This is a genomic window from Streptococcus suis (assembly GCF_016743335.1).
GTDB lineage: Bacteria > Bacillota > Bacilli > Lactobacillales > Streptococcaceae > Streptococcus > Streptococcus suis_Y.
The window spans coordinates 26,818-51,124 of the sequence record NZ_WCJE01000014.1; the positions used below are offsets into that span (position 1 = coordinate 26,818).

At 41.9% G+C, this 24,307-nt stretch carries 20 protein-coding genes; 15 read left to right on the forward strand and 5 right to left on the reverse strand.

Annotated elements, in window-relative coordinates:
• Positions 1-62: 62 nt before the first annotated feature.
• The 4 genes from F9856_RS05705 to rpsR all read left to right on the forward strand — a co-directional run bounded on the left by F9856_RS05705 (position 63) and on the right by rpsR (position 2,292).
• Positions 63-1,052, forward strand: coding sequence for a lipoate--protein ligase (locus F9856_RS05705; protein WP_202106017.1), 990 nt, complete (start codon positions 63-65; stop codon positions 1,050-1,052).
• A 171-nt stretch (positions 1,053-1,223) separates the two neighbouring features.
• Positions 1,224-1,514 carry a 30S ribosomal protein S6 gene (rpsF, locus tag F9856_RS05710; protein WP_002942403.1) on the forward strand — a complete coding sequence of 97 codons (291 nt, stop codon included), beginning with the start codon at positions 1,224-1,226 and terminating at the stop codon, positions 1,512-1,514.
• Between the two features lie 11 nt (positions 1,515-1,525).
• Positions 1,526-2,020 (forward strand): single-stranded DNA-binding protein, encoded by a 495-nt coding sequence (locus F9856_RS05715; RefSeq protein WP_002942409.1) that lies wholly within the window; start codon positions 1,526-1,528, stop codon positions 2,018-2,020.
• 32 nt (positions 2,021-2,052) lie between these two features.
• Positions 2,053-2,292 carry a 30S ribosomal protein S18 gene (gene rpsR / locus F9856_RS05720; RefSeq protein WP_002939250.1) on the forward strand — a complete coding sequence of 80 codons (240 nt, stop codon included), beginning with the start codon at positions 2,053-2,055 and terminating at the stop codon, positions 2,290-2,292.
• Positions 2,293-2,607: 315 nt separating this feature from the next.
• On the opposite strand, the gene F9856_RS05725 is transcribed toward rpsR, so the two are convergent.
• Both F9856_RS05725 and F9856_RS05730 read right to left on the reverse strand, forming a co-directional pair.
• The gene (locus F9856_RS05725; RefSeq protein WP_029177385.1) at positions 2,608-3,264 is read right to left on the reverse strand and encodes a DUF1129 domain-containing protein; all 657 of its coding nucleotides are present in this window, start codon (positions 3,262-3,264) and stop codon (positions 2,608-2,610) included.
• Between the two features lie 15 nt (positions 3,265-3,279).
• Positions 3,280-4,224 carry a magnesium transporter CorA family protein gene (locus F9856_RS05730; protein ID WP_002939248.1) on the reverse strand — a complete coding sequence of 315 codons (945 nt, stop codon included), beginning with the start codon at positions 4,222-4,224 and terminating at the stop codon, positions 3,280-3,282.
• A 1,242-nt stretch (positions 4,225-5,466) separates the two neighbouring features.
• Here F9856_RS05730 and uvrA point away from each other — a divergent pair.
• From uvrA to nusB, 6 genes are all read left to right on the forward strand, one after another.
• Positions 5,467-8,292 carry an excinuclease ABC subunit UvrA gene (uvrA, locus tag F9856_RS05735; protein WP_202106018.1) on the forward strand — a complete coding sequence of 942 codons (2,826 nt, stop codon included), beginning with the start codon at positions 5,467-5,469 and terminating at the stop codon, positions 8,290-8,292.
• A gap of 212 nt (positions 8,293-8,504) precedes the next feature.
• Positions 8,505-9,746 carry a DUF1266 domain-containing protein gene (locus tag F9856_RS05740; RefSeq protein WP_202106019.1) on the forward strand — a complete coding sequence of 414 codons (1,242 nt, stop codon included), beginning with the start codon at positions 8,505-8,507 and terminating at the stop codon, positions 9,744-9,746.
• 118 nt (positions 9,747-9,864) lie between these two features.
• Complete coding sequence (locus F9856_RS05745) at positions 9,865-10,926, forward strand: M24 family metallopeptidase (protein ID WP_202106020.1); 1,062 nt, start codon at positions 9,865-9,867, stop codon at positions 10,924-10,926.
• Between the two features lie 64 nt (positions 10,927-10,990).
• Positions 10,991-11,548, forward strand: a complete 558-nt coding sequence (gene efp / locus F9856_RS05750; RefSeq protein WP_202106021.1) for an elongation factor P — start codon at positions 10,991-10,993, stop codon at positions 11,546-11,548.
• A 26-nt stretch (positions 11,549-11,574) separates the two neighbouring features.
• Positions 11,575-11,967: an Asp23/Gls24 family envelope stress response protein gene (locus tag F9856_RS05755; protein ID WP_202106022.1), complete on the forward strand. Its 393-nt coding sequence runs from the start codon at positions 11,575-11,577 to the stop codon at positions 11,965-11,967.
• Entirely contained in the window at positions 11,957-12,376 is a 420-nt protein-coding gene (gene nusB, locus F9856_RS05760) for a transcription antitermination factor NusB (protein WP_202106023.1), read from the forward strand. Before F9856_RS05755 ends, nusB begins: the two co-directional genes overlap by 11 nt.
• Before the next feature lie 78 nt (positions 12,377-12,454).
• Here nusB and F9856_RS05765 read toward each other — a convergent pair whose 3' ends face one another.
• Positions 12,455-13,420 carry a LacI family DNA-binding transcriptional regulator gene (locus F9856_RS05765; RefSeq protein WP_002938271.1) on the reverse strand — a complete coding sequence of 322 codons (966 nt, stop codon included), beginning with the start codon at positions 13,418-13,420 and terminating at the stop codon, positions 12,455-12,457.
• Entirely contained in the window at positions 13,401-14,855 is a 1,455-nt protein-coding gene (locus F9856_RS05770) for a sucrose-6-phosphate hydrolase (RefSeq protein WP_044775135.1), read from the reverse strand. Before F9856_RS05770 ends, F9856_RS05765 begins: the two co-directional genes overlap by 20 nt.
• Before the next feature lie 206 nt (positions 14,856-15,061).
• Here F9856_RS05770 and F9856_RS05775 point away from each other — a divergent pair, with 206 nt between their 5' ends.
• On the forward strand, positions 15,062-16,951 hold the full coding sequence (locus tag F9856_RS05775) for a sucrose-specific PTS transporter subunit IIBC (RefSeq protein ID WP_029175745.1): 1,890 nt from the start codon (positions 15,062-15,064) through the stop codon (positions 16,949-16,951).
• A gap of 127 nt (positions 16,952-17,078) precedes the next feature.
• Positions 17,079-17,960, forward strand: coding sequence for a fructokinase ScrK (gene scrK / locus F9856_RS05780; protein ID WP_002942456.1), 882 nt, complete (start codon positions 17,079-17,081; stop codon positions 17,958-17,960).
• Between the two features lie 209 nt (positions 17,961-18,169).
• Here the strand turns inward: scrK and F9856_RS05785 are convergent, their stop codons facing one another.
• Positions 18,170-19,018 (reverse strand): LPXTG cell wall anchor domain-containing protein, encoded by an 849-nt coding sequence (locus tag F9856_RS05785; RefSeq protein ID WP_328708144.1) that lies wholly within the window; start codon positions 19,016-19,018, stop codon positions 18,170-18,172.
• Between the two features lie 378 nt (positions 19,019-19,396).
• Between F9856_RS05785 and secA the strand changes: the two genes are divergently transcribed.
• From secA to alr, 3 genes are all read left to right on the forward strand, one after another.
• Positions 19,397-21,922 (forward strand): preprotein translocase subunit SecA, encoded by a 2,526-nt coding sequence (gene secA / locus F9856_RS05795; protein ID WP_044688876.1) that lies wholly within the window; start codon positions 19,397-19,399, stop codon positions 21,920-21,922.
• 114 nt (positions 21,923-22,036) lie between these two features.
• Positions 22,037-22,396 carry a holo-ACP synthase gene (gene acpS / locus F9856_RS05800; protein ID WP_012027718.1) on the forward strand — a complete coding sequence of 120 codons (360 nt, stop codon included), beginning with the start codon at positions 22,037-22,039 and terminating at the stop codon, positions 22,394-22,396.
• Positions 22,389-23,492 carry an alanine racemase gene (gene alr, locus F9856_RS05805; protein WP_202106024.1) on the forward strand — a complete coding sequence of 368 codons (1,104 nt, stop codon included), beginning with the start codon at positions 22,389-22,391 and terminating at the stop codon, positions 23,490-23,492. The genes acpS and alr overlap by 8 nt, the downstream gene beginning before the upstream one ends.
• The last annotated feature ends 815 nt before the right edge of the window (positions 23,493-24,307 follow it).

Below are 24,307 nucleotides of genomic sequence, written 5' to 3' on the forward strand. Positions count from 1 at the left end.
GGCTTGTCTTTTGTTATCGTTTCCACTATAATAAAAATTAGTTAACAATAAAGGAGTTTCGCATGAAATACATCGTAAATAACAGCAATGACCCAGCTTATAACATTGCCCTCGAAGCCTACGCTTTCAAGGAATTAACAGATATTGACGAAATTTTTATTCTCTGGATCAATGAGCCTGCCATCATTATCGGTAAGCACCAGAATGCCATTGAAGAAATCAACAAGGAATTCACAGACGAAAAGGGCATCCATGTCGTTCGCCGTTTGTCCGGTGGTGGAGCGGTTTACCATGATTTAAACAATCTCAACTACACCATTATTTCAAATAAATCTGAAGAAGGTGCATTTGACTTCAAAACCTTCTCCAAGCCTGTCATTGATACCCTTGCCACACTAGGTGTAGAGGCTAATTTCACCGGCCGTAATGACCTGGAAATCGACGGAAAGAAAATCTGTGGTAATGCGCAAGCCTACGCAAAAGGTCGTATGATGCACCACGGTTGCCTACTCTTTGATGTGGATATGTCGGTCTTGGCAAGTGCCCTCAAGGTCAGCAAGGATAAGATTGAGTCTAAAGGCGTCAAGTCAGTCCGTGCCCGCGTGACCAATATCAATAACGAATTGCCAGAGAAGATGACAGTCTTGGAGTTCAAGGATGCCATTCTCAACCAAATGAAGCAAGAATATCCAGACATGGACGAGTATATCTTGTCAGAAGATGATTTGGCTCGTATCCAAGAAATCCGTGATAGCCAGTTTGCGACCTGGGATTGGACTTACGGTCAAACACCAGAATACACTGTGGAGCGCAGCGTTCGTTACCCGGCTGGTAAAATCACGACCTACATCAAGGCTGAAAAATCAGTTATCGAGTCCATCAAGATTTACGGAGACTTCTTCGGAATTGGTGATGTATCGGATATCGAAGACTTGTTGGTCGGTACTCGCTACGAGTATGCGGATGTTCTTGCCAAATTGCAAGAAATCGACACCACGCACTATTTCTCACGCATGACAACAGAAGAAGTAGCAAAAGCGATTGTAGCTTAATCCATAGGGCTGCCCTTTGTTTGGGCAGTCATTATTTTTTGTGAAAATGTTTTCGGCAAACTGTTTTCACTTGCACATTTTCTATATTATGGTATAATTATTTTCTGTGAGTATCCCTCACTTACTCGTGGCTAGACCATGAGTCATTAGACCAAAAGGAGGAACATATCAATGGCTAAATACGAAATTCTTTATATTATTCGTCCAAACATTGAAGAAGAAGCTAAAAACGCTTTGGTAGCACGCTTTGACTCTATCTTGACTGACAACGGTGCAACTATCGTTGAATCAAAAGCATGGGAAAAACGTCGCCTTGCATACGAAATCAAAGATTTCCGCGAAGGTTTGTACCACATCGTTAACGTTGAAGCTAACAACGATGAAGCTCTTAAAGAGTTTGACCGTTTGTCAAAAATCAACGGCGACATTCTTCGTCACATGATTGTCAAACTTGACGCGTAAGAAGGTAGTTTATGATTAATAATGTAGTATTGGTTGGTCGTATGACCCGTGATGCAGAACTTCGTTATACTCCGTCTAACCAAGCTGTTGCGACTTTTACTTTGGCGGTTAACCGCAATTTTAAAAATCAAAACGGTGAGCGTGAAGCGGACTTTATCAACGTAGTCATTTGGCGTCAACAAGCTGAGAATTTGGCGAATTGGGCTAAGAAAGGTGCTCTGATTGGTGTTACTGGTCGTATCCAGACTCGTAGCTATGACAATCAGCAAGGGCAACGTGTCTACGTTACTGAGGTAGTTGCAGAAAGTTTCCAACTCTTGGAAAGCCGTACTGCCCGTGAAGGTCAAGGTGGAGGCTATTCAGCTGGCAACTCGTTTGCTGGAGGAAATGACTATAACTCGCCTTATCAAGCGCCTGCACAATCTACACCAAACTTCGCTCGAGAAGAAAGTCCATTTGGAGCAAGTAATCCAATGGATATATCAGACGATGACCTACCATTCTAGGTCAAAAATTAATAATATAAAGGAGAACACACATGGCTCAACAACGTCGTGGCGGTTTCAAACGCCGTAAAAAAGTTGACTATATCGCAGCTAACAAAATTGAATATGTTGATTACAAAGATACTGAGCTTCTTAGCCGTTTCATTTCTGAACGTGGAAAAATTCTTCCACGCCGTGTAACTGGAACTTCAGCTAAAAACCAACGTAAAGTAACAACAGCTATCAAACGTGCTCGCGTTATGGCTCTTTTACCATTCGTAAACGAAGATTAAAAAAATGACCCCAACGGGTCATTTTTTCTTGCGCTCTAGAAATGCGAAAAGCGCAATAACAGTATGGACTGTTTTTTCACGAGCATGAAAATAAGAAAGCGAGTAATGGTCCAGTGGACCATTTTTGCATGAACTCGAAATTAAGAAAGCGAATTAAGCCCTTGAATGGACTATTTCAACCCGAGCCAAGAAGTTAGAAAGCGAGGCACAGTCTGGGGATAGACTGTTTCAGTCACTTACGCAGATGTGTAAAACTCCCAGGTGAACTGTATAGATAAACAAAAGCGACTGGAATATTCCAATCGCTTTGTTTTATTATTGAACTGGGGACATGGCATTGCGAATGTTATATTTCTTTTTCAAGAGGTAGCGTGCACCGAAAGCAGCAGCTCCGATAAGAATAGTAACAAGCGGAGGGAGAACTGGGTTAAAAGCGGCCGGAATCAGTGCTGCCAGAATGAAAACGACTGACCAAGCCAGAGTAGCAAGTCCGAGAAAAGCGATAGCTTTCAGCAATTTAGGACGTTGCCCAGTTTTAATTTGTTCTCTGTAAACAAAGTGATACATAAAGTACATACCAGCGCCGACACCAAAACCAATGACTAATAGTGTGAGCAAGCCATATTGGGCACCTTGACCAAAAAGATTCATCAAACCATTGATACCAGCAATAATTGCAAGCATGAAAAGACTAGAATCTAGCCACATCAACCATGGATTTTCATTGTATTCCACTTGGTCTTTCTTTTCCTGTTCAGAAACTGTCTTACTAGCAGCCCACTCACTTGGTGCTCCATAGAGATTGCGGGCAGTCACGCCAGTTTTTTGCTTTTCAATGATAGTTGGTAAAATTTCTTCCAAGAGTTCTTTGATTTCGCTATCAGACTTTCCATCTTTAATCAGTTGGTTGGTCGCAATATGGATAAATTCTTGGTTCTTTTTTGTTAATCCGTTGATTTCTGTAAATGACATGTTAATCTCCTTAGGTTAAAACCATCTCTTACGGATGAAGTAGAAGGTGAGTGATAGGCTGATTGCAAATGCGAAGAGGATAATCCACCAAAAAGCATAGGGAATATCGTTAAAAGGAATGATGTTGTCCTTAAAGTTCATACCGTATGCGGAGAAGACCATGGTTGGGATAGAGAGAACGATTGTCACTAATGCCAAGGTTTTCATGATGGTATTCTGGTTGTTAGAAATGATAGAAGCAAAGGCATGGGTCATAGAGTTCAGGATGGAACCATAGATGTCTGCCATCTCAATGGCCTGTTGGGTTTCAACCAGGGTGTCTTCCAACAAATCTTCGTCTTCTTCGTATTTTCGTAATAGGCGAGAAGAAGAAGCCAGTTTCTTGACCAACCGCTCGTTGGTTTTCAGGGAAGCCTTGAAATAGACAATGGTTTTTTCCAATTCCATGAGTACAATTAATTCTTCATTTCGAGTGGCCTCATGGAGTTGCTTCTCAATCTCTTCGCTCTTTCTGTCAATGGTCCGTAGGGCTGACAAGTAGAGTTGGGCATTGCGGTAGAGAATTTGGAAAACGAAACGAGACTTCATGAAAGTGAAGAAATTCCGTAGACGACGATGGATAAACTGCTCAAACAGTGGCAATGGTTCCAAACAAGTCGTGATAATCGCATCATCTGTTAGAATAATTCCCAAAGGAATAGTAATATAATATGTCTTGTTGTTTCGTTCTTCAAGAATTGGGACGTCGACCAGGATGAGCGTATAATCATCTTCGACGGTGATACGAGAGGATTCTTCCGCATCGAGCGGTGCTCGCAGGTCAGCGATGTCAATTTTATAGTGCTCAGCAACTTCCATAGACTCGCTCTGGGAGGGGTTGACCAAATTAATCCAAGCCCCTGGTTCAAAGGTTTGAATTTCTTCTAAATCAGTCATGGTTGATAGAAAAATTTGTTTCATATCTTTGCCCTCCTTTTATCTTTGTTGCGTTAACGCAACCTCTATTATACCAAAAAATGTGCAGTTTCGGAAAGGTTTTATATAGAAATGTGGTATAATATGTAGACATTTAAGCGAATAAGTTGTACGAACTTTTTCTAATCTCTCATGGTACAGCTAGATCCTCTTAAGAAAGGAATTGAATGCGGGCTAATGATGTTGGTGTAATGAGGAAAACTGCGTTTTCCCTATTTCCCGATTGTAACAGTCTCCCAGACTGTTACAACGCCCTCTGTATCTTTAGAAAGGATTTGAATGGTCGAGTTTTATAGGGTTTTCTTAACGTGAGATTTTCAAAACGATATTTTTTGAAAATCGAGCTAATACAAGATATAGAAATTGCCCATAGGCAGTTTCGTCTGGTGACGCGGAGTTCATCGACCGTCACCAGTTATCTTGTGAACGCACTTATATCTAGAAAGGAATTGAACACGCCCTAAACGCTGTGTGAAAAAAGTGATGCTTCTTCGTGTTCAAACATGGAGAACAGGCTTCTGCGTCGTAGACATCTGTGCTTTCTTCGGTTTTCGACCTGTGAAAGCACTAGTTGTCTTGACGGGGGTGCGTTTTCGAAATCACAGATTTCGGACTTACCGCCTATTTTCACCTTACGTTTTACGGGCTCTGTATCTTAGAAAGGATTTGAATGCGTGCTAAAAGCGTCGAGTTTTATAGGGTTTTCTTAACGTGAGATTTTCAAAACGATATTTTTTGAAAATCGAGCTAATACAAGATATAGAAATTGCCCATAGGCAGTTTCGTCTGGTGACGCGGAGTTAATCGACCGTCACCAGTTATCTTGTGAACGTACTTATATCTAGAAAGGAATTGAACATGGGCTAAATGCAGTGTCAAAAATTGCTGGTTTCTTCATGTTTAAGCATGTGGAACTGGCTTCTGCGTCGTAGACATCTGTGCTTTCTTTGGTTTTCAACCTGTGAAAGCACTAGTTGTCTTGACGGGGCTGCATCTTCGAAATCGCAGATTTCGGACTTACCGCCTATTTTGACTGTGCATTTGATGCTCTTTATATCTTAGAAAGGATTCGAATGCGTGCTAAAAGCGTCGAGAAAAAGATACATAGATGTTTCAACTTTAGTTGATTACAGCTGTGGATACTGTAAAGTACAAAATGTTTTGTCACGAAGTGACGTCACATTTTCCTATTTTCTTCTCGCTTTCTTAACGCACTTATATCATGTTATGCAAGAAAATATTGTGATTCATGGGGCTCGTGCCCATAATTTGAAAAATATTGATGTGACCATTCCGCGTGAGAAGTTGGTCGTGGTGACTGGTTTGTCGGGGTCTGGTAAGTCGAGTTTGGCTTTTGATACTCTGTATGCCGAAGGCCAACGTCGCTATGTGGAGTCTTTGTCTGCCTATGCTCGTCAGTTCTTGGGCAACATGGACAAGCCAGATGTGGATTCTATAGAGGGTCTCAGCCCTGCTATTTCCATTGACCAAAAAACGACATCGCGGAATCCGCGTTCGACAGTTGGTACGGCGACGGAAATCAATGACTATCTCCGTTTGCTCTATGCTCGAGTTGGGGTGCCTTACTGTATCAATGGCCACGGGGCGATTTCGGCTTCTTCCGTGGAGCAGATTGTTGATGAGGTTTTGGAATTGCCAGAGCGTCAACGCTTGCAGATTTTAGCACCGATTGTGCGGAAGAAAAAGGGGCAGCACAAGACCATTTTCGAGAAAATTCAGAAGGACGGCTATGTTCGGGTGCGGGTCAATGGTGATGTCTATGATGTGTCGGAAGTGCCCGAGTTGTCCAAGAGCAAGGCTCACAACATTGAGGTCGTTGTCGATCGAATTGTCATCAAAGAGGGCATTCGCTCTCGGCTTTTCGATTCTATCGAAGCGGCCCTGCGGATTGCGGACGGCTATGTCATCATCGACACCATGGATGAGAAGGAACTGCTCTTCTCTGAGTACTATGCCTGCCCAGTTTGTGGCTTTACGGTGCCAGAGTTGGAGCCTCGTCTCTTCTCCTTCAATGCACCTTTTGGGTCTTGTAGCGATTGTGATGGTTTGGGGATGAAGCTGGAAGTGGATACGGATTTGATTGTCCCAGATGCCAGCAAGACCTTGCGTGACGGTGCCTTGGCTCCGTGGAATCCAATCTCATCCAACTACTATCCACAGATGTTGGAACAGGCTATGAACCACTTTGGTGTGGACATGGATAAGCCTTTCGAGGAATTGACGGAAGAGGAGAAGAACCTGATTTTCAACGGATCGGACGGCAAAGAATTCCATTTCCATTATGAAAATGAGTTCGGTGGGGTGCGTGATATCGATATTCCATTTGAAGGCTTGATTACCAACATCAACCGCCGCTACCGTGAAACCAACAGTGACTATACGCGGACGGTTATGAAGACTTACATGAATGAGCTGACCTGTGGAACCTGCCATGGCTATCGCCTCAATGACCAAGCCCTGTCTGTCAAAGTCGGAGGCGAAAAGGGACTGCATATCGGGCAGTTGTCTGACTTGTCCGTGGCGGATCATTTGCAAGTGATTGAACATCTGACCTTGTCTGAAAATGAAGCGACCATTGCGACACCCATTGTCAAGGAAATCAAGGATCGCCTGTCCTTCCTTAACAACGTAGGTCTCAATTATCTGACGCTTTCACGAGCTGCGGGGACATTGTCTGGTGGTGAGAGCCAGCGGATTCGTTTGGCGACCCAGATTGGATCCAACCTGTCAGGTGTCCTCTATATTCTGGACGAGCCGTCGATTGGTCTGCACCAGCGGGACAATGACCGCCTGATTGCTAGTCTTAAGAAAATGCGTGATTTGGGAAATACCCTGATTGTGGTGGAACATGACGAGGACACCATGCGGGAGGCGGACTGGTTGATTGATATTGGTCCAGGTGCAGGTGTGTTTGGCGGAGAAATCGTGGCCTCTGGAACGCCTGCCCAAGTAGCTAAAAACAAGAAATCCATTACAGGCCAGTACCTGTCTGGCAAACGTGAAATTCCAGTTCCTTTGGAACGTCGTGTTGGCAATGGGCGATTCCTGGAGGTGGTCGGTGCCAAGGAAAACAACCTGCAAGATGTGACGGTTCGGTTCCCACTTGGGAAATTTGTAGCGGTGACAGGGGTGTCTGGCTCAGGCAAATCAACCCTGGTCAACTCCATTTTGAAAAAAGCTATCGCCCAGAAGCTCAATCGCAATTCGGACAAGCCAGGCAAGTTCAAGTCCATTTCAGGAATTGAACACTTGGATCGCTTGATTGATATTGACCAAAGTCCGATTGGACGGACGCCGCGTTCCAACCCAGCTACCTACACAGGTGTTTTTGACGATATTCGTGACCTTTTTGCCCAGACCAATGAAGCCAAAATCCGTGGCTACAAGAAAGGACGTTTCTCCTTTAACGTCAAAGGTGGTCGTTGTGAGGCTTGTTCTGGTGACGGGATTATCAAGATTGAAATGCACTTCCTGCCCGATGTCTTTGTACCTTGTGAAGTCTGTCATGGACACCGTTACAATTCTGAAACCTTGGAAGTACATTACAAGGAGAAAAATATCGCCCAAGTCCTTGATATGACAGTCAATGATGCGGTCGAGTTCTTCAAACATATTCCAAAAATTGAGCGGAAACTCCGCACCATTCAAGATGTGGGCTTGGGCTACGTTACTCTAGGTCAGCCAGCAACCACTCTATCAGGTGGGGAAGCCCAGCGTATGAAGTTGGCTTCTGAACTCCACAAGCGGTCAACTGGTAAATCCTTGTATATCTTGGATGAGCCGACGACAGGTCTGCATACGGAGGACATTGCCCAGTTGCTCAAGGTCTTGGCTCGCTTTGTTGATGATGGCAATACTGTGCTGGTCATCGAGCACAATCTGGATGTTATCAAGACAGCCGACCACATTATCGACATGGGGCCAGAAGGCGGTGTCGGCGGAGGTACCGTTGTTGCGACAGGAACGCCAGAAGAAGTAGCTAGCAACCCAGCCAGCTTTACAGGCCAGTATTTGAAAACTAAGTTAAAATAAGCATTTAAAAAAGAGTCGTTGGCTCTTTTTTGATTTTTTCTACGCTTGATAAGCTAGTACAAATCAGATATAATATAAAAAATAAGTTACTTAACAAGGAGACCTCCATGCAATCGGAATACGTTTTATTGTGCAGTCCATACAGATACAGTTCAGTTTTTGCCAATTCAGTCAATAGACAATTTATCGAAAAAGAATTAATGAGTGTCGTCATGCCAGGTGTCAATATGATGACCAGAGGCCTGTTGCGAACCATGTTAGAAACAAACTATGGAATTACAGATTATTCAAGTTTAAAAGAAGAAATTGATAAACTGGAAGATGGCCGTTATCATGCTTTAGAAGATGTTTCATCATTTATTGATAGAGTAGCCAATCCTGATGTAAAAGACTTTTACCTTTCTTTAAATTCATTAACAGGTTCTCGAACCATTCAAGGGTTTGATGACTGCCGTATAATTGATGTCTTGACGAAATCGTATGCTGCTCGCTTGACTACTAAAGAAGAATTTGAGGAACTGTTTACCAAGCAAACAGAACGTATCAAAAATAGTTATCAGACTTGGGAACAATACCTAGCATCTTGTGTACTGGGAAAATTACTTCAGTTTGTTCCTAGCTCAGAAACGATTACAAGCGTTGAGGAATATGTGGTAGATGTTTATTCTTTTTGTATTGCACCGACGAATGTCTTTTCTTATGGTACTTTTTGGGCAAATCATGAGTTAGCCAACTTGACAGCCTTGTTAGAAATCTTCTTACCTGAAGAAATTGTTAAAGAGTTAAAACCAAGGCAAGATCGTGTGGATTATAAGGGTGATATTCCAGGACTTACTGTGCCTTCAAATGATTTGCTTGCTTCCCTAGAAGGAACCTCTATAGACCCAACTTTTATCGATTATGAACGCTATCAGTACCTGAGCGAACTTGCAGATTACGTTTTTTGGACTCCCCTTATTGAGAATAATCTTGAATGGATGGTTGCAGAAAAAAACTTGCAAGAACAAGATACAATTCTTTTACCAAAGGAGTATGCAAGTCTTTATTCGGCTAGAGTATTTTGGTATCATTATCCAAGCTACAAGGAGTTGCATGAAGAACATATTTTTGCCATGTTTGAAGGAACTCTAAGTTTAAATCTTATCTTTACAGAGGAAGCTGTCTACACCTTTAAGAAGAAATTATTCGGCAAACCAGCACTTGTCAGAATCCCTTGGGAACAAGTTGAGTTAAGCTCCTCACTTAATTTATGGATGGAAGAAAGTAAAATTCATTTTGGCAAAAAGACAATCTCTAATGTCAGTCCAGTTTTAAGCGAAATCGGCCTAAATAGTAAGGCTATTGACGACCTAGATTCTCAAGAAAGGAAAGCTCTTGAAAATGAATGGCAACAAAAAATGAATCAATTTTTAGAGGGTATTCCTCAACGGATTCGTGAATTTAAAGGGAAATGAGAAGAAACTCTTAATGCTGTTTTGAAAAGTCGCTTAGGCGGCTTTTTTGTCTGCTGATAATAATTGGTGTTTAGACTTATTTCTGCTATAATAGTTACAATATCTTTGGAGGTAGGTTATGCAAAAACGACTTGAAAAACTTCGTGGAAAAATGGCAGAGCAGTCGATAGAGGCTCTCTATGTGACCAATTTGAAAAATGTTTATTATTTGACAGGATTCTGGGGGTCGGCAGGAGTGGTGCTGATAACACCTAGCCGCCAGGTTTTGATTACAGATGATCGCTATATCACCTACGCCCAATCTGTTGTCACAGACTTTGAAGTGATTTCCAATCGAGATGAGTTGGGAACGACAGCTGGTTTGGTTAAGGATATGGGCATCAAGGAAGTGGCTTTTGAAGATGAGATTTCAGTAGCCTATTTCAAATCCATGGAGGCTGTCTTTGCAGGGATCACTCTCAGACCAACGACCAATCTGATTGCGGAGCTGCGGATGATCAAGGATGCGGCAGAGATTGCCACCATTCAGCGAGCTTGTCAGATTTCAGACCAGGCATTTATTGACGCTTTAGACTTTATCAAACCGGGTAAGACAGAGATTGAAATTGCCAATTTCTTGGACTTTCGTATGCGGGAAATGGGGGCAGAAGGGGTGTCCTTTGATACCATTGCTGCTTCGGGTTACCGCTCTGCTATGCCCCACGGACGTGCGTCCAATAAGGTGATTGAGGCTGGCGAGGCTTTGACGCTGGACTTTGGCTGCTTGTATGACCACTATGTCAGCGATATGACGCGGACGGTCTATGTCGGTTCGGTCAGTGATGAAGAGCGAGAGATTTATGAAACCGTTCTGGCGGCTAATCAGGCCTTGATTGCGACGGCTAAGGCGGGTATGGAATACAAGGAGTTTGACGGTGTCCCACGTCGCGTCATCGAGCAGGCTGGATATGGTCCTTACTTTACCCACGGTATCGGGCACGGTATGGGCTTGGATGTCCACGAGTATCCCTACTTTAGCCGAACAGCTACGGATACCATTCAGGCTGGCATGGTTCTGACTGATGAGCCGGGTATTTATCTTGAGGGCAAATATGGTGTCCGTATCGAAGATGACCTCTTGATTACGGAAACGGGTTGCGAAGTGCTGACATTGGCTCCAAAAGAATTGATTGTCATTTGAGAAATTTGACAGTTTGTGGTAAAATAAAACGAATAAATAAATTTTTGAAGAGGTATTCAATACAATGATTGAAGCAAGTAAACTTAGAGCAGGTATGACCTTCGAAGCGGAAGGTAAATTGATTAAGGTTTTGGAAGCTAGCCACCACAAGCCAGGTAAGGGTAACACCATCATGCGTATGAAATTGCGTGACGTGCGTACGGGTTCAACCTTCGATACAACTTACCGTCCAGATGAAAAATTTGAACAAGCCATTATCGAAACAGTTCCAGCACAATACCTATACCAAATGGACGACACTGCCTTCTTCATGAACACTGAAACCTACGACCAGTATGAAATTCCAGTAGCGACTATCAAAGAAGAATTGCTTTACATCTTGGAAAACTCAGATGTGAAAATCCAGTTCTACGGAACTGAAGTAATCGGTGTTACTGTACCAACGACTGTTGAATTGGTTGTAGCAGAAACACAGCCATCTATCAAAGGTGCAACTGTAACTGGTTCAGGTAAACCTGCTACTATGGAAACAGGTTTGGTGGTCAACGTACCGGACTTTATCGAAGTAGGTCAAAAACTGGTTATCAACACAGCAGAGGGAACTTACGTATCACGCGCTTAAGGGTTTCCTCCTAGAAAGGAGAGCTTATGACAACAGAATACCAAGGTGAAATCGTCATTGCACCACGCGTTCTTGAAGTGATTACAGGTATTGCGGCAGCCAAAGTGGAAGGGGTACATTCTCTTCACAACAAACGTGTAGCAGATACTTGGTCAAAATCTTCCTTAAATAAAGGTGTTTACCTTCAAACTGACGACGAAGGAAAAGTAACAGCAGACATCTATGTTTACCTAGAGTACGGTGTCAATGTTCCAGCTGTATCTATGGATATTCAACGTGCAGTTAAAACAGCTATTTATAACTACGCAGAAGTTGAAGTGAATGCTGTCAATATTCATGTCAATGGCATTGTTCCAGATAAAACACCAAAACCAGCATTGAAAGATTTGTTCGGAGAGGATTTCCTTGATGAAGAATAATAGACACGCCCTGCGTAAGTGTGCTTTGCAGGCAATCGTATCACTGGAATTTGGTCAAGAACCTGTACAGGCAGCCCAATTCTCCTATCTTTACGACCAAGAAGAAGAGCATGAAGGTGTTGAAATTCCGCTTTTCCTTTTAAATCTTGTCAATGGTGTGGCAGATTATCGTGAGGATTTGGACAAGGAATTATCTAGCCGACTAAAAGCAGGTTGGACCTTGGACCGATTGACCTTGATTGATAAGAATATCATGCGACTAGGCCTATTTGAAATCTTACATTTCGAAGAAACGCCAGACCGCGTTGCTGTTAACGAGGCTATTGAATTGGCTAAAGAATTTTCTGATGAATCTTCAGCTAAGTTTGTCAATGGAGTTTTGAGCCAGTTTATTAAAGAAGAAGCCTGATGAGCTTCTTTTTTACTTGAGAAATAAGAAAATGTATCACAAAAAGCTGCACCTAATTTTTATTAGGTGCAGCTTTTTTTATATACTAGCTCCTGCTAGTAGGCTAATCGGCAGGATATAGTCTGTTTTTGTCAGTTTTTTTCCTTCGATTTTATCAACTAATAGTTCAACCAGCAGACGAGCTATTTCGGTTAATGGTTGCTTGATGGTTGTCAGTTGAGGATAGTAGTTTTCGATGAAACTGGTTCCATCATAACCAATCAATTTAATATCCTCTGGAATAGACAGTTTCATTGAACGAATGACGTTCCATACCAGCATAGCCGTTGCATCGCCAGATACAAAGATACCATCTGGTTTTTGCTTTTCAAGAATGGCTCGGATTTCCATCTCCTTGCGCACAGGTGAGAAATCACTGGAGATATGAAAAACTTCAGCTTTGTTCAAAATAGATGTGAAACCTACTTGGCGAAGACCGGTAGGTGAATTGGAATCATCGTTCCCCGTAATCATTAATGGATTGTGACATCCCGCTTTTTGTAAGGTTTGGGCAGCTAATACCCCGCCAGCAAAATTATCGGAAGAGACAATGGGAATGGAAGGAGAGAGGTTGCGGTCAAAAGCGATAATTGGAGCTACGACACGGTCGTAGTCTTGGATACCGAGATTGTGACTGCCCGAGATAATCCCATCTACTTGGTTAGCTGCTAACATTTCTAGATACTCACGTTCCTTATCGGACTCGTGCTGGCTATTGCAAATAATGGTTTTATAGCCTCGATCAAAAAGCTCTTTTTCTAAATGGCTAATCAATTCAGAATAAAAAATATTGTTTATTGTTGGGAAGATAAGACCAACTAATTTTGCAGATTTACCTTGCAAACTACGAGCTAAATTATTAGGTTTGTAGCCCAGTTCACGCATAGCCTCTTCGACATTGCGAATGGTTTTTTCAGATAGGTATCCTTTTTTATTGATAACGCGCGAGACAGTTGTTGGGCTGACCCCAGCTAACTGTGCGACATCAGTTAGTTTTGCGACCATAATCTAAATGGTAGTAGGTTCCGGTCGGATTACCAGTCGTAATGACGATACCAGACTGATCCGCATCAGGGAAGACACGACCAGAAAATACTTTCTCTCCTTTATTGATAAAGATTTCAAAGACAGATTTGTCGATGAAGATATTGGCTGTAAGAGCTCCTGGAGAAATCTCGCAAGAGCGACTTGTACCGAAATCGAGTGCGAATGGCTGACCACAGTTGCCGCGGTCCAATGTAATCTGGCCTTGCTCAGTGTCCACAGACAAGACCAAGCCTTTTTCTGCTTCATTTGCGAACAATACGATTTCGTGCTTCGTGCCCGCTGAAAAATCAAGTTCCAATTCGTAAACATTATTGGTTTCTTTTTGGGCTGAAAATGGTTGAGCTTCTTTACGAAGACTGGTAATCGCATCGACTGGATATTGGTAGAGCTTACCGTCCTTGATGGTTAATTCTTTAACCAATGACAGACAGCCTTGGTAGTCATAAGCATCGGTTGGGTATTCCACATCTGGAAGTGCCAACCAGCTAACAGATAGAGTTCGACCGTCTGGTGCATTAAAGGCCTGGGTTGCATAGCACTCAAAACCATAGTCCAGATTGATCAATTCGCTCGGTTCGACAATGCTTGCTGTTTCAGGATCGAAACTCTGACCAATCTTGTACATATTTGGATAGATATTGCCATAGTCCAATACCTCTTTGTCTAAGCCTTGTGGACAGTAGAGGAGAATTGGTTGCTCACCGACGAACGCAATATTTGGGCATTCCATCATATAAGCGGTCATATCATTGGCAAAATCTAGGTCACCAACATAGGCCCAGTTGAGGTAGTCGTTATTTTCAGCTTTATAAAGTTTGACAATTCCCTTTTTATCCAAATTTTGTCCACCGACGATAGCGTAATATTGCCCTTTATAGTTGAAAATTTGTGGATCACGGAAATGGTCGGTGGTATCTTCTGGTTGCTCAATCAAGACTTTATCAATCTTTTCAATCTTACCATCTTTATCCATCAAGGCACCGATTTGGTATGGATGGCGAACCCAATTTTCATCGCGGACATTTCCAGTATAGAAGAGGAAGAGCTTGTCGCCAAATTCCATGGCAGATCCAGAGTAGGCACCGTGGCTATCAAGTGGTGTATCTGGGTACATAACCGTACCAGTTTCTTCAAAATGGACCAAATCCGTTGATTCTGTATGGACCCAAGATTTTAATCCGTGCGCAGCACCGAATGGGAAGTATTGGTAAAAAAGAGTCCATTTTCCATTAAAATAAGAAAATCCATTTGGATCATTTAATAGTCCATGTGGTGTTTCAATGTGGAAATTTGTCCTCCAAGGAGAACTCTCTGTATTCTTCTTTATTTTTTCAATATATTCGGGTGTCCAGTCAGCATAAGCTCTGTAACGCTCCTCTGTTGTAAATGCCATAATTTTCTCCAAATTTTCTAGTTTTTCATTAATATAGTAAACGTTTTCTTGCAAAAAATCAAGTTTTAACAATGTTTTTAAGAAATTCAAAAAAAAATGTGATAAACGTTTGACATATTTTATAAAAGTGATATAATAAAACCATCGAAAGTTTGAAAACACTTTCAAAAAAAGCAAAAAATATTTAATAAGGAGATTTTTGCAAGATGAATAATACAGAAATTGCAAAAAAAGTCATTGACGCCCTTGGTGGACGTGAGAACGTACGCAGTGTTGCCCACTGTGCGACTCGCCTTCGTGTCATGGTTGTTGATGAAGGAAAAATCGACAAGGATACAGTCGAAGACATCGAAAAAGTACAAGGTGCTTTCTTCAACTCTGGTCAATACCAAATCATCTTTGGTACTGGTACAGTAAACAAAATCTACGATGAAGTGGTTGCCCTTGGTTTGCCAACAGCGACTACTGGTGAACAAAAAGCTGAAGCTGCTAAACAAGGTAATGCTTTCCAACGTGCGATCCGTACTTTCGGTGACGTATTCGTTCCAATCATTCCTGCTATCGTAGCAACTGGTCTTTTCATGGGTCTTCGTGGTCTTCTTGGAGCTCTTGGTTATACTCTTCCAGAAGATTTGAACGTTTACTCACAAATCTTGACAGATACAGCCTTCATCGTATTACCAGCCTTGGTAGTATGGTCAACATTCCGTGTATTCGGTGGTAACCAAACAATCGGTATCGTTCTTGGTATGATGCTCATTGCGGGTCAGTTGCCAAACGCTTGGGTTGTAGCATCAGGTGGCGATGTGAAACCAACTATCTTCTTCGGTTTCATCCCAGTTGTAGGTTTGCAAGGTTCAGTATTGCCAGCCTTCATCATCGGTTTGATCGGTGCTAAATTTGAAAAAGCTGTCCGCAAGGTTGTTCCAGAAGTTCTTGACCTCTTGGTGACACCATTCGTGACCTTGTTTGTAATGTCTATTCTTGGCTTGTTTGTCATCGGTCCAGTCTTCCACGTGGTTGAAAACTACATCTTGGCTGGTACACAAGCTATCTTGAACTTGCCAATGGGTCTTGGTGGTCTCCTTATCGGTGGTGTTCACCAAGTTATCGTTGTATCAGGTGTTCACCATATCTTTAACTTCTTGGAAGCTCAATTGGTAGCAAACACTGGAGCTAACCCATTCAACGCTATCATCACTGCAGCTATGACAGCACAAGGTGCTGCTACAGTAGCGGTTGGTGTGAAAACTAAGAATCCTAAATTGAAAGCTCTTGCTTTCCCAGCAGCTCTTTCTGCCTTCCTCGGTATTACTGAGCCAGCTATCTTCGGTGTTAACTTGCGTTTCCGCAAACCATTCCTTCTTTCATTGATTGCTGGTGCCATCGGTGGTGCTGTAGCATCTCTTCTTGGTCTTGCTGGTACAGGTATGGGTGTTACTATCATCCCAGGTTTGACACTTTATGCAGGTAATGGTCAAATTCTTCCATACATCCTTATGGTTGCTGTATCATTTGCTCTTGGTTTTGCTCTTACTTACCTCTTCGGTTATGAAGATGAGGAGAAAGAAGTAAAAAAGCCTAGTGCTTCAACACAAGAAACAGCTGAAACGCTTGAAGAAGCAGAAACAGGACTTGTAGCTGAAGAAACTCTTGTATCTCCACTTTCAGGTGACGTTGTTGCCCTTGAAAATGTTAATGATCCAGTCTTCTCATCAGGAGCTATGGGTAAAGGTTTGGCTGTTAAACCATCTGAGGGTGTTGTTTACGCTCCAGCAGACGCAGAAGTAACAATTGCTTTTGAAACAGGCCATGCTTACGGATTGAAAACAGCATCTGGTGCTGAACTTTTAATTCACATCGGTATTGATACTGTATCAATGAACGGTAATGGATTTGAAAAATTAGTAGCAGCAGGTGATAAAGTAAAAGCTGGTACTCCGATTGCTAAATTCGATGCTGCGAAAATTGCTGAAGCAGGTCTTGATGATACAACCATGATTATCGTGACCAACACTGCTGACTTTGCAGAAGTATCTCCACTTGCTGAGGGAACAATCACTCACGGTGTAGAATTCTTGAAAGTAGCTAAGTAATCTTATATAAAATCGATTTGTAGAGTCTGCCTCTACTGCATAATTAACAAGAAAAAGGCTTTCAGCCTTTTTCTTCTGTTTGCTTATATGTTATAATAAAAGTGATAAAAATTTTGGAGACAATCAAATGACAAAATTATATGGTAGTTTAGAAGCTGGTGGTACAAAGTTTGTTTGTGCAGTAGGCGATGAGAACTTTCAAGTTGTTGAAAAAACACAATTTCCAACGACAACTCCTTATGAAACGATTGAGAGAACGGTTGAATTCTTCAAACGCTATGAAGATCGTTTGGCAGGTATTGCGATAGGTTCTTTCGGTCCAATTGATATTGATCAAAACTCACAGACTTATGGTTATATTACTTCGACACCAAAACCACACTGGTCAAATATTGATTTACTTGGTCTGATTGCTAAGGAATTTAACATTCCATTCTACTTCACGACAGATGTGAATTCATCAGCTTTTGGTGAAACATTGGTTCGTAAAGGGGTAAAGAGTTTAGTTTACTATACAATCGGTACAGGTATTGGTGCAGGTGCTATTCAGAATGGTGAGTTTATCGGTGGCTTGGGTCATACCGAAGCGGGTCATACTTACGTTGCTTTACATCCTTACGATGTAAAACATGAATTTAAAGGAATGTGTCCATTCCACAATGGGTGTTTGGAAGGCTTAGCTGCAGGTCCTTCTCTTGAAGGTCGTACAGGTGTTCGCGGAGAATTAATCGAGCTCAACTCAGAAGTGTGGGATGTTCAAGCCTATTATATTGCTCAAGCAGCAGTACAGGCAACCTTGCTTTATCGTCCGCAAGTGATTGTATTTGGTGGAGGAGTTATGGCTCAAGAGCACATGCTTAATCGTGTACGTGAGAAGTTTGTCGGTTTGATGAACGATTATCTCCCAACACCAGATGTCAAAGAATATATCGTAACGCCAGCTGTTGCTGAAAATGGTTCTGCAACTCTTGGGAACTTTGCTTTGGCAAAACAGGTATCAGAAAAGTAACATAAAAAGTTAGGGACTAGAAATAATCCCTAACTTTTTTCTTATTCTGTAAAAATACTAGTTCTATAATCAGGCTCTTGATTTTCTGTAATGGAGAGAGCAGTATACATATTTTCAGAACGAAATTCAACCGCTTGTAGGCTTGGAACTACCTTGTCTAGAATGTCAGAGTAGTCTTGTAATGTTTGGAAAGGTGAATAAGTAACTCCCTAATCCGCTATTTGGTAGTAAGCACGTTTATCTTTGCTTTCTGTATATTGGAGCGGGAAAAATAAGGTGCTGCCATCTTCAAAGTGAGCTAGGAGTGTATTGATGTTTTCTTCTCTTCCCTGTATATCAGAAATAATGGCTTTGTCGGCCATGGGGACAAGGCTGATCATTTTACTACTAGCCAATTTGTGGTCTGCGCCAATATTGTTGGCAGCCTTTTTTAGTTGCTGATTGTCGCTTGTTGGATCTAATTTTTTTAGATTGAAGAGCAAAGTTTCATTATTTATAGCACTATCGGTACTATCTTGCTGCTGAGATGATGCAGTTGTGGAAGAGCTCTCTTTATTTTCGGTAGATTGCGGACCTATATCCTTGTCAGTGACATAGCCTACATACTGATACTGCTTTATGTTACTTGGATTAGGAAGTTGGTCTCCGACTTTTAGCTGATGAACCTGATTGTAGTCTGCAAGTAAATTGCTTTCTAAAGCCTGGATGCTCTGGATAGGTAGAATAGAACCAGTGGCGGTCAGAAGAAGAATGGATGAAATAATCCTTTTCTTTTTGACTTTTCCGACCAAACTTATTCCTAGAACTAGAAGAAGTCCCCCTCCAATCGTTAATAGATTGATCTCGGTCTCCCCTGTAGCTGGAAGAATCCTAAATATTTTTTTAGGTTCGGTCTTGTAGATGAGATAGATTGTTTGATTCTCCGTAGCTGTTTCTTTGGAAGGTAAGACAGTTTTCAGCTTAGATAAGACAGAATCCTTCTCTGAACTTGTTAGTTCATCTTGTGCAATATATTGATATTGAACAGATACCGTCGATGCATCGTTTGCGTAAACTATAGGAGGCTAGCTTCCCCATAGGTTACTCACAATGGCTACTGAAGTACTAGACATGGCTAGTTGTTTAAGAGAGATTTTCTTGGTATACATTTTCCTCTCCTTTTTACATATTTACTTGTACAATAAGATTATACTACTTGTATATGGTATATTTTTACTAGAGATAGAGGATGGTATCCTGGTATTTATTTTAGTAATTGGTGTCTTAATCATGTTCTTTTTAGCAATGTAGTATTACTGTGTAGAAATTTTTCCAGATTTGTTTGTTTTATGGTATTTTTATCTAAGAATACTGTGTATCCTAGTGCCAAACCTTGAAAATTGCCTAATTTTCTGCTACAATATATTATTGACTAAAATTGAAATAGGATGAATGATATGGTAACAAATGTACTTCGTTCTCTCATTGAAAATGATAAGGGAGAGCTAAGAAAACTTGAGAAAATGGCAGACAAGGTCTTCTCGTATGCCGATGAAATGGAAGCGCTGACTGATGAACAGTTGCAAGCTAAGACAGCAGAATTTAAGGAGCGATACAATAACGGTGAATCCCTCGACGATCTTTTGTACGAAGCTTATGCGGTAGTCCGTGAAGGAGCACGTCGCGTATTGGGCCTCTATCCCTACAAGGTTCAGGTTATGGGAGGAATCGTTCTTCACAACGGTGACGTTCCAGAAATGCGTACAGGTGAAGGTAAAACTCTGACTGCAACGATGCCTGTTTATTTGAATGCCTTGTCTGGTCAAGGTGTTCACGTAGTGACGGTTAACGAGTATCTTTCTACTCGTGATGCGACTGAAATGGGTGAATTGTATTCATGGCTTGGTCTATCAGTTGGTATCAACTTAGCTGCTAAATCACCCTTGGAAAAACGTGAAGCCTATAACTGCGATATTACTTATTCGACCAACTCAGAGATTGGTTTTGACTACCTCCGAGACAATATGGTTGTTCGCGCAGAAGACATGGTTCAACGTCCTCTCAATTACGCCTTGGTCGATGAAGTTGACTCAATCTTGATTGACGAAGCTCGTACGCCGTTGATTGTATCTGGTGCACAAGGTTCTGAAACAAACCAGTTGTATTTCTTGGCAGATAATCTTGTTAAATCTTTGACAACAGAAGATTACATCATTGACATTCCATCTAAAACGATTGGTCTGTCTGATTCAGGTATTGACAAAGCAGAGAAATTCTTCAAGTTAGATAACCTCTACGATATTGAAAATGTAGCCATTACCCATTTCTTGGATAATGCACTTCGTGCCAACTACATCATGACCTATGATATTGACTATCTGGTCAATGAAGACCAAGAGGTCATGATTATCGATCCATTTACAGGTCGTACGATGGAAGGTCGTCGTTATTCTGATGGACTTCACCAAGCCATCGAAGCTAAGGAAGGTGTACCGGTTCAAAACGAGTCTAAGACAAGTGCCTCTATTACCTACCAAAACCTTTTCCGTATGTATAAAAAATTATCAGGGATGACGGGTACTGGTAAAACAGAAGAGGAAGAATTCCGTGAAATCTACAACATCCGTGTCGTACCAATTCCAACCAACCGCCCAATCGCGCGTGTTGACCACGAAGATTTACTCTATCCAAGTCTAGAATACAAATTTAATGCCGTCATTGCTGATGTGAAGAGACGCTATGAGAAAGGGCAACCTGTCTTGGTCGGTACAGTTGCGGTTGAAACTTCTGATTTGATTTCTCAAAAATTAGTAGCTGCTGGTGTCCCTCACGAAGTATTGAATGCTAAAAACCACTATCGTGAAGCGCAGATTATTATGAATGCTGGTCAGCGTGGTGCGGTCACTATTGCGACCAACATGGCGGGACGCGGTACCGATATTAAGTTAGGTCCAGGGGTACGTGAACTTGGTGGGCTGTGTGTTATTGGTACTGAGCGCCATGAAAGTCGTCGTATTGATAACCAGCTTCGTGGACGTTCAGGTCGTCAAGGTGACCCAGGTGAATCACAATTCTATCTATCTCTCGAAGATGACTTGATGAAACGCTTTGGTTCAGAACGCATCAAAGTATTTATGGAGCGTATGAATCTAACGGAAGAAGAGTCCGTTATCAAGTCTAAAATGTTGACACGTCAAGTTGAATCTGCTCAGAAGCGTGTGGAAGGGAACAACTACGACTCACGTAAACAAGTCCTTCAATATGACGATGTGATGCGTGAGCAACGTGAAATCATCTATCGCCAACGCCAGGATGTTATTACTGCTAACCGTGATTTGGCTCCTGAAATCAAAGCGATGATGAAACGGACGATTGAACGCCAAGTTGCTGGTCACTTCCTTGGTTCGAAAGATGAAGCTATTGATGGTATTATCAAATTTGCGCATGCAAATCTCGTTGACGATGATACCTTGAGTAAAGCTACTTTTGAAGCAATGAATCAGAAAGAGATTGTCGAAGAGCTCTATGAACGTGCCTTGAGAGTCTATGATTCGCAAGTGAAAAAATTACGCGATGAAGAACGTGTACGCGAATTCCAGAAAGTTCTTATCCTTCGTGTTGTGGATAACAAATGGACAGACCATATTGATGCCTTGGATCAATTGCGCAATGCAGTCAGTCTTCGTGGATACGCTCAAAACAATCCAATCGTTGAATATCAATCAGAAGCATTTGCTATGTTCAACGATATGATTGGGGCTATCGAGTTTGAAGTAACCCGCTTGATGATGAAGGCGCAAATTCATGACAATATTGAGCGTGAGCGTACAAGTCAAGAAGCACATACGACAGCTGTTAAGAATATTATGCCGAACCAATCGCATGCAATTCAGGAGAATGTATCTTTTGAAGGTGTTGATCGTAACGATCCATGCCCATGCCAGTCTGGTAAGAAATTTAAAAATTGTCACGGCCGTAAATAGGAATGACGCGTGGACTGGACGGCTGTCCAGTCCTTTTGCAATTTTTAGACAAGTCACTAGAGTCAGTTCGTTTATTTTAATAAATGAAATGACTATGCAAAAGGAGACCGATTCATGATAGTAGGACATGGCATTGACCTTCAGGAGATGGAGGCGATTGAAAGTGCCAGAATCAAACACCAAGGGTTTCCCAAAAAGATTCTCACAGAGAAAGAATTTGAACGGTATCAAAGTCTGTCCGGTCGCCGTCAGCTAGAATATTTAGCTGGACGTTGGTCAGCCAAAGAAGCACTGACCAAGGCCTTGGGAACAGGCATTGGTAAGATAGGATTTCATGATATTGAAATTCTGAATACCAGCAAAGGAGTTCCCTATGTGACGAAGAGTCCCTTTGATGGGAATATTTGGCTCAGCATTAGCCATTCAGGAAATTTTGTACAAGCTAGTGTGATTTTGGAGGAGAAAGATGATTGAAAGTGAACATCGACCCACGCAAATTCGGGTTAACTTAGATGCGATTGCGGAAAATTTCGAGCAAGTAATGACCAACTTGCCCCATAAGACCGAAGCATTTGCTGTTGTTAAGGCGAATGCTTATGGTCATGGAGCTGTTGCGGTAGCGAAAAAGTTATCCAGTCAAGCAGCTGGTTTTTGTGTTTCGAATTTGGATGAAGCATTAGAGTTACGTAAAGCAGGTATCGAGCATCCAATCTTGATTTTAGGAGTGGTTCCTGTACGTTTTTTACCAGTAGCTCATCAACTCAATATCAGTGTGACAGTTGCTAGTCTGGACTGGTTGCAAGATGCAAAAGACTTAGGGGCGGATTTATCTGGTCTAACTGTTCATCTTAAGCTAGATACAGGTATGGGGCGGATTGGTTTTAGAAAAATAGCCGATTTGCTACAAGCGATTGCTATCCTTGAAGAATTAGAGTATGACATCGAAGGAGTCTATACTCATTTTGCTACTGCGGATGAGGTTGATCATGCGCACTTCGAGAGTCAACTGTCTGTTTTTAAAGAATTTTTGGATGTTCTACCAATTACTCCGCGCTGGATTCATGCCAGCAATTCAGCAACAAGCATTTGGCATGCTGATACAGTATTTAACCTGGTTCGTTTGGGAAACATTCTTTATGGACTTAATCCAAGTGGACGAGTACTAGAACTCCCGTTTGATGTTCAACCAGCCTTATCTCTCGTATCTGAAATTGTTCATGTAAAGCAGGTTGAAGCTGGCACAACAATTGGCTACGGAGCTACTTATCACAGCACCGATTCAGAATGGATTGCGACCGTTCCGATAGGATATGCAGATGGTCTCGTACGAAGCTTACAAGGCTTATCAGTCCTAGTTGATGGGCAGGCCTGTGAAATTGTAGGGCGTATTTCGATGGACCAGATCACCATTCGTTTACCTCATGCTTATCCGCTTGGTCAAAAAGTCACCCTAATCGGTCAAGATGGAGATAAAACGATCTCTGTTCAGGAGTGGGCTGATCGCATCGGAACCATAAATTACGAGGTGGTTTGTCTTTTGACAGATCGCCTACCTCGAATTTTTGAATAACAGCGATGGTAAAAGTGACGATAATCCGCCTCTTTCACTAGAATAGAAGGCTAAAATATTAGAGAAGTATTGCCTAGAGATTGTCTATAATACAAATATCGTCATTTAGTTGACTTTTATTACTGCGACGTAAGGGGAGTGGGAAAGAACTCGATCAAGATAAAAGAGTTCGTCTTCCCACCCCCGCACAGTTGATTAGGCCAGATTTGGAGTGCAAAACACGAACAAATCTGCCAATCAACCACTGCGCTGAGATGTTGACGCGAACTCTGAGTAGTGGTCCTGGGCTTTTTGCCCAGCCTCTATTTCCAACTTCAAATACTCCACTGGATTGTTTGAACTCGCCTTGCCTGATTTTGTAAAAGTGACTTGCTTTGCAAGTATTATCTCCCACCTTGCACAGTCTATTGACTGTGCAAGCAATCTGGGGGATACGAATAGTCCAGTGGACTATTCGTACCTGAGCCTGAAAACAAAAAAGCGAAGTACATCAGCTGGTCACCTAGAAATAAGGAAGCATTGAGTTATGCCTGTGGCTTTTGATGTGAACATCGTTCACTTTGTCCCCAGTCTCCAACTATCTCCCAGATAGTTGGAACGAGTACTAAAAGTAAACTAAAAGACTATAATGAGGCTGGTCAAAAAGTCTAATACTCTTCGAAAATTAAAATTATTCGTTGTCAACTTGCCTTGATGAACTCCAGTTCTATCTTCGACTTCGTTTCCTAGGCTACTTTTGATTTTCATTGAGTATAAAAAATAAAAAATAGCTTAGAATTGCATCGTCAGAAACGTTGATTCTAAGCTATTTTTGT

Coding starts and splice junctions, on each gene's coding strand:
- F9856_RS05705 (WP_202106017.1), top strand. CDS start 63: ATGAAATACATCGTAAATAACAGCAATGACCCAGCTTATAACATTGCC.
- rpsF (WP_002942403.1), top strand. CDS start 1,224: ATGGCTAAATACGAAATTCTTTATATTATTCGTCCAAACATTGAAGAA.
- F9856_RS05715 (WP_002942409.1), top strand. CDS start 1,526: ATGATTAATAATGTAGTATTGGTTGGTCGTATGACCCGTGATGCAGAA.
- rpsR (WP_002939250.1), top strand. CDS start 2,053: ATGGCTCAACAACGTCGTGGCGGTTTCAAACGCCGTAAAAAAGTTGAC.
- F9856_RS05725 (WP_029177385.1), bottom strand. CDS start 3,264: ATGTCATTTACAGAAATCAACGGATTAACAAAAAAGAACCAAGAATTT.
- F9856_RS05730 (WP_002939248.1), bottom strand. CDS start 4,224: ATGAAACAAATTTTTCTATCAACCATGACTGATTTAGAAGAAATTCAA.
- uvrA (WP_202106018.1), top strand. CDS start 5,467: ATGCAAGAAAATATTGTGATTCATGGGGCTCGTGCCCATAATTTGAAA.
- F9856_RS05740 (WP_202106019.1), top strand. CDS start 8,505: ATGCCAGGTGTCAATATGATGACCAGAGGCCTGTTGCGAACCATGTTA.
- F9856_RS05745 (WP_202106020.1), top strand. CDS start 9,865: ATGCAAAAACGACTTGAAAAACTTCGTGGAAAAATGGCAGAGCAGTCG.
- efp (WP_202106021.1), top strand. CDS start 10,991: ATGATTGAAGCAAGTAAACTTAGAGCAGGTATGACCTTCGAAGCGGAA.
- F9856_RS05755 (WP_202106022.1), top strand. CDS start 11,575: ATGACAACAGAATACCAAGGTGAAATCGTCATTGCACCACGCGTTCTT.
- nusB (WP_202106023.1), top strand. CDS start 11,957: ATGAAGAATAATAGACACGCCCTGCGTAAGTGTGCTTTGCAGGCAATC.
- F9856_RS05765 (WP_002938271.1), bottom strand. CDS start 13,420: ATGGTCGCAAAACTAACTGATGTCGCACAGTTAGCTGGGGTCAGCCCA.
- F9856_RS05770 (WP_044775135.1), bottom strand. CDS start 14,855: ATGGCATTTACAACAGAGGAGCGTTACAGAGCTTATGCTGACTGGACA.
- F9856_RS05775 (WP_029175745.1), top strand. CDS start 15,062: ATGAATAATACAGAAATTGCAAAAAAAGTCATTGACGCCCTTGGTGGA.
- scrK (WP_002942456.1), top strand. CDS start 17,079: ATGACAAAATTATATGGTAGTTTAGAAGCTGGTGGTACAAAGTTTGTT.
- secA (WP_044688876.1), top strand. CDS start 19,397: ATGGTAACAAATGTACTTCGTTCTCTCATTGAAAATGATAAGGGAGAG.
- acpS (WP_012027718.1), top strand. CDS start 22,037: ATGATAGTAGGACATGGCATTGACCTTCAGGAGATGGAGGCGATTGAA.
- alr (WP_202106024.1), top strand. CDS start 22,389: ATGATTGAAAGTGAACATCGACCCACGCAAATTCGGGTTAACTTAGAT.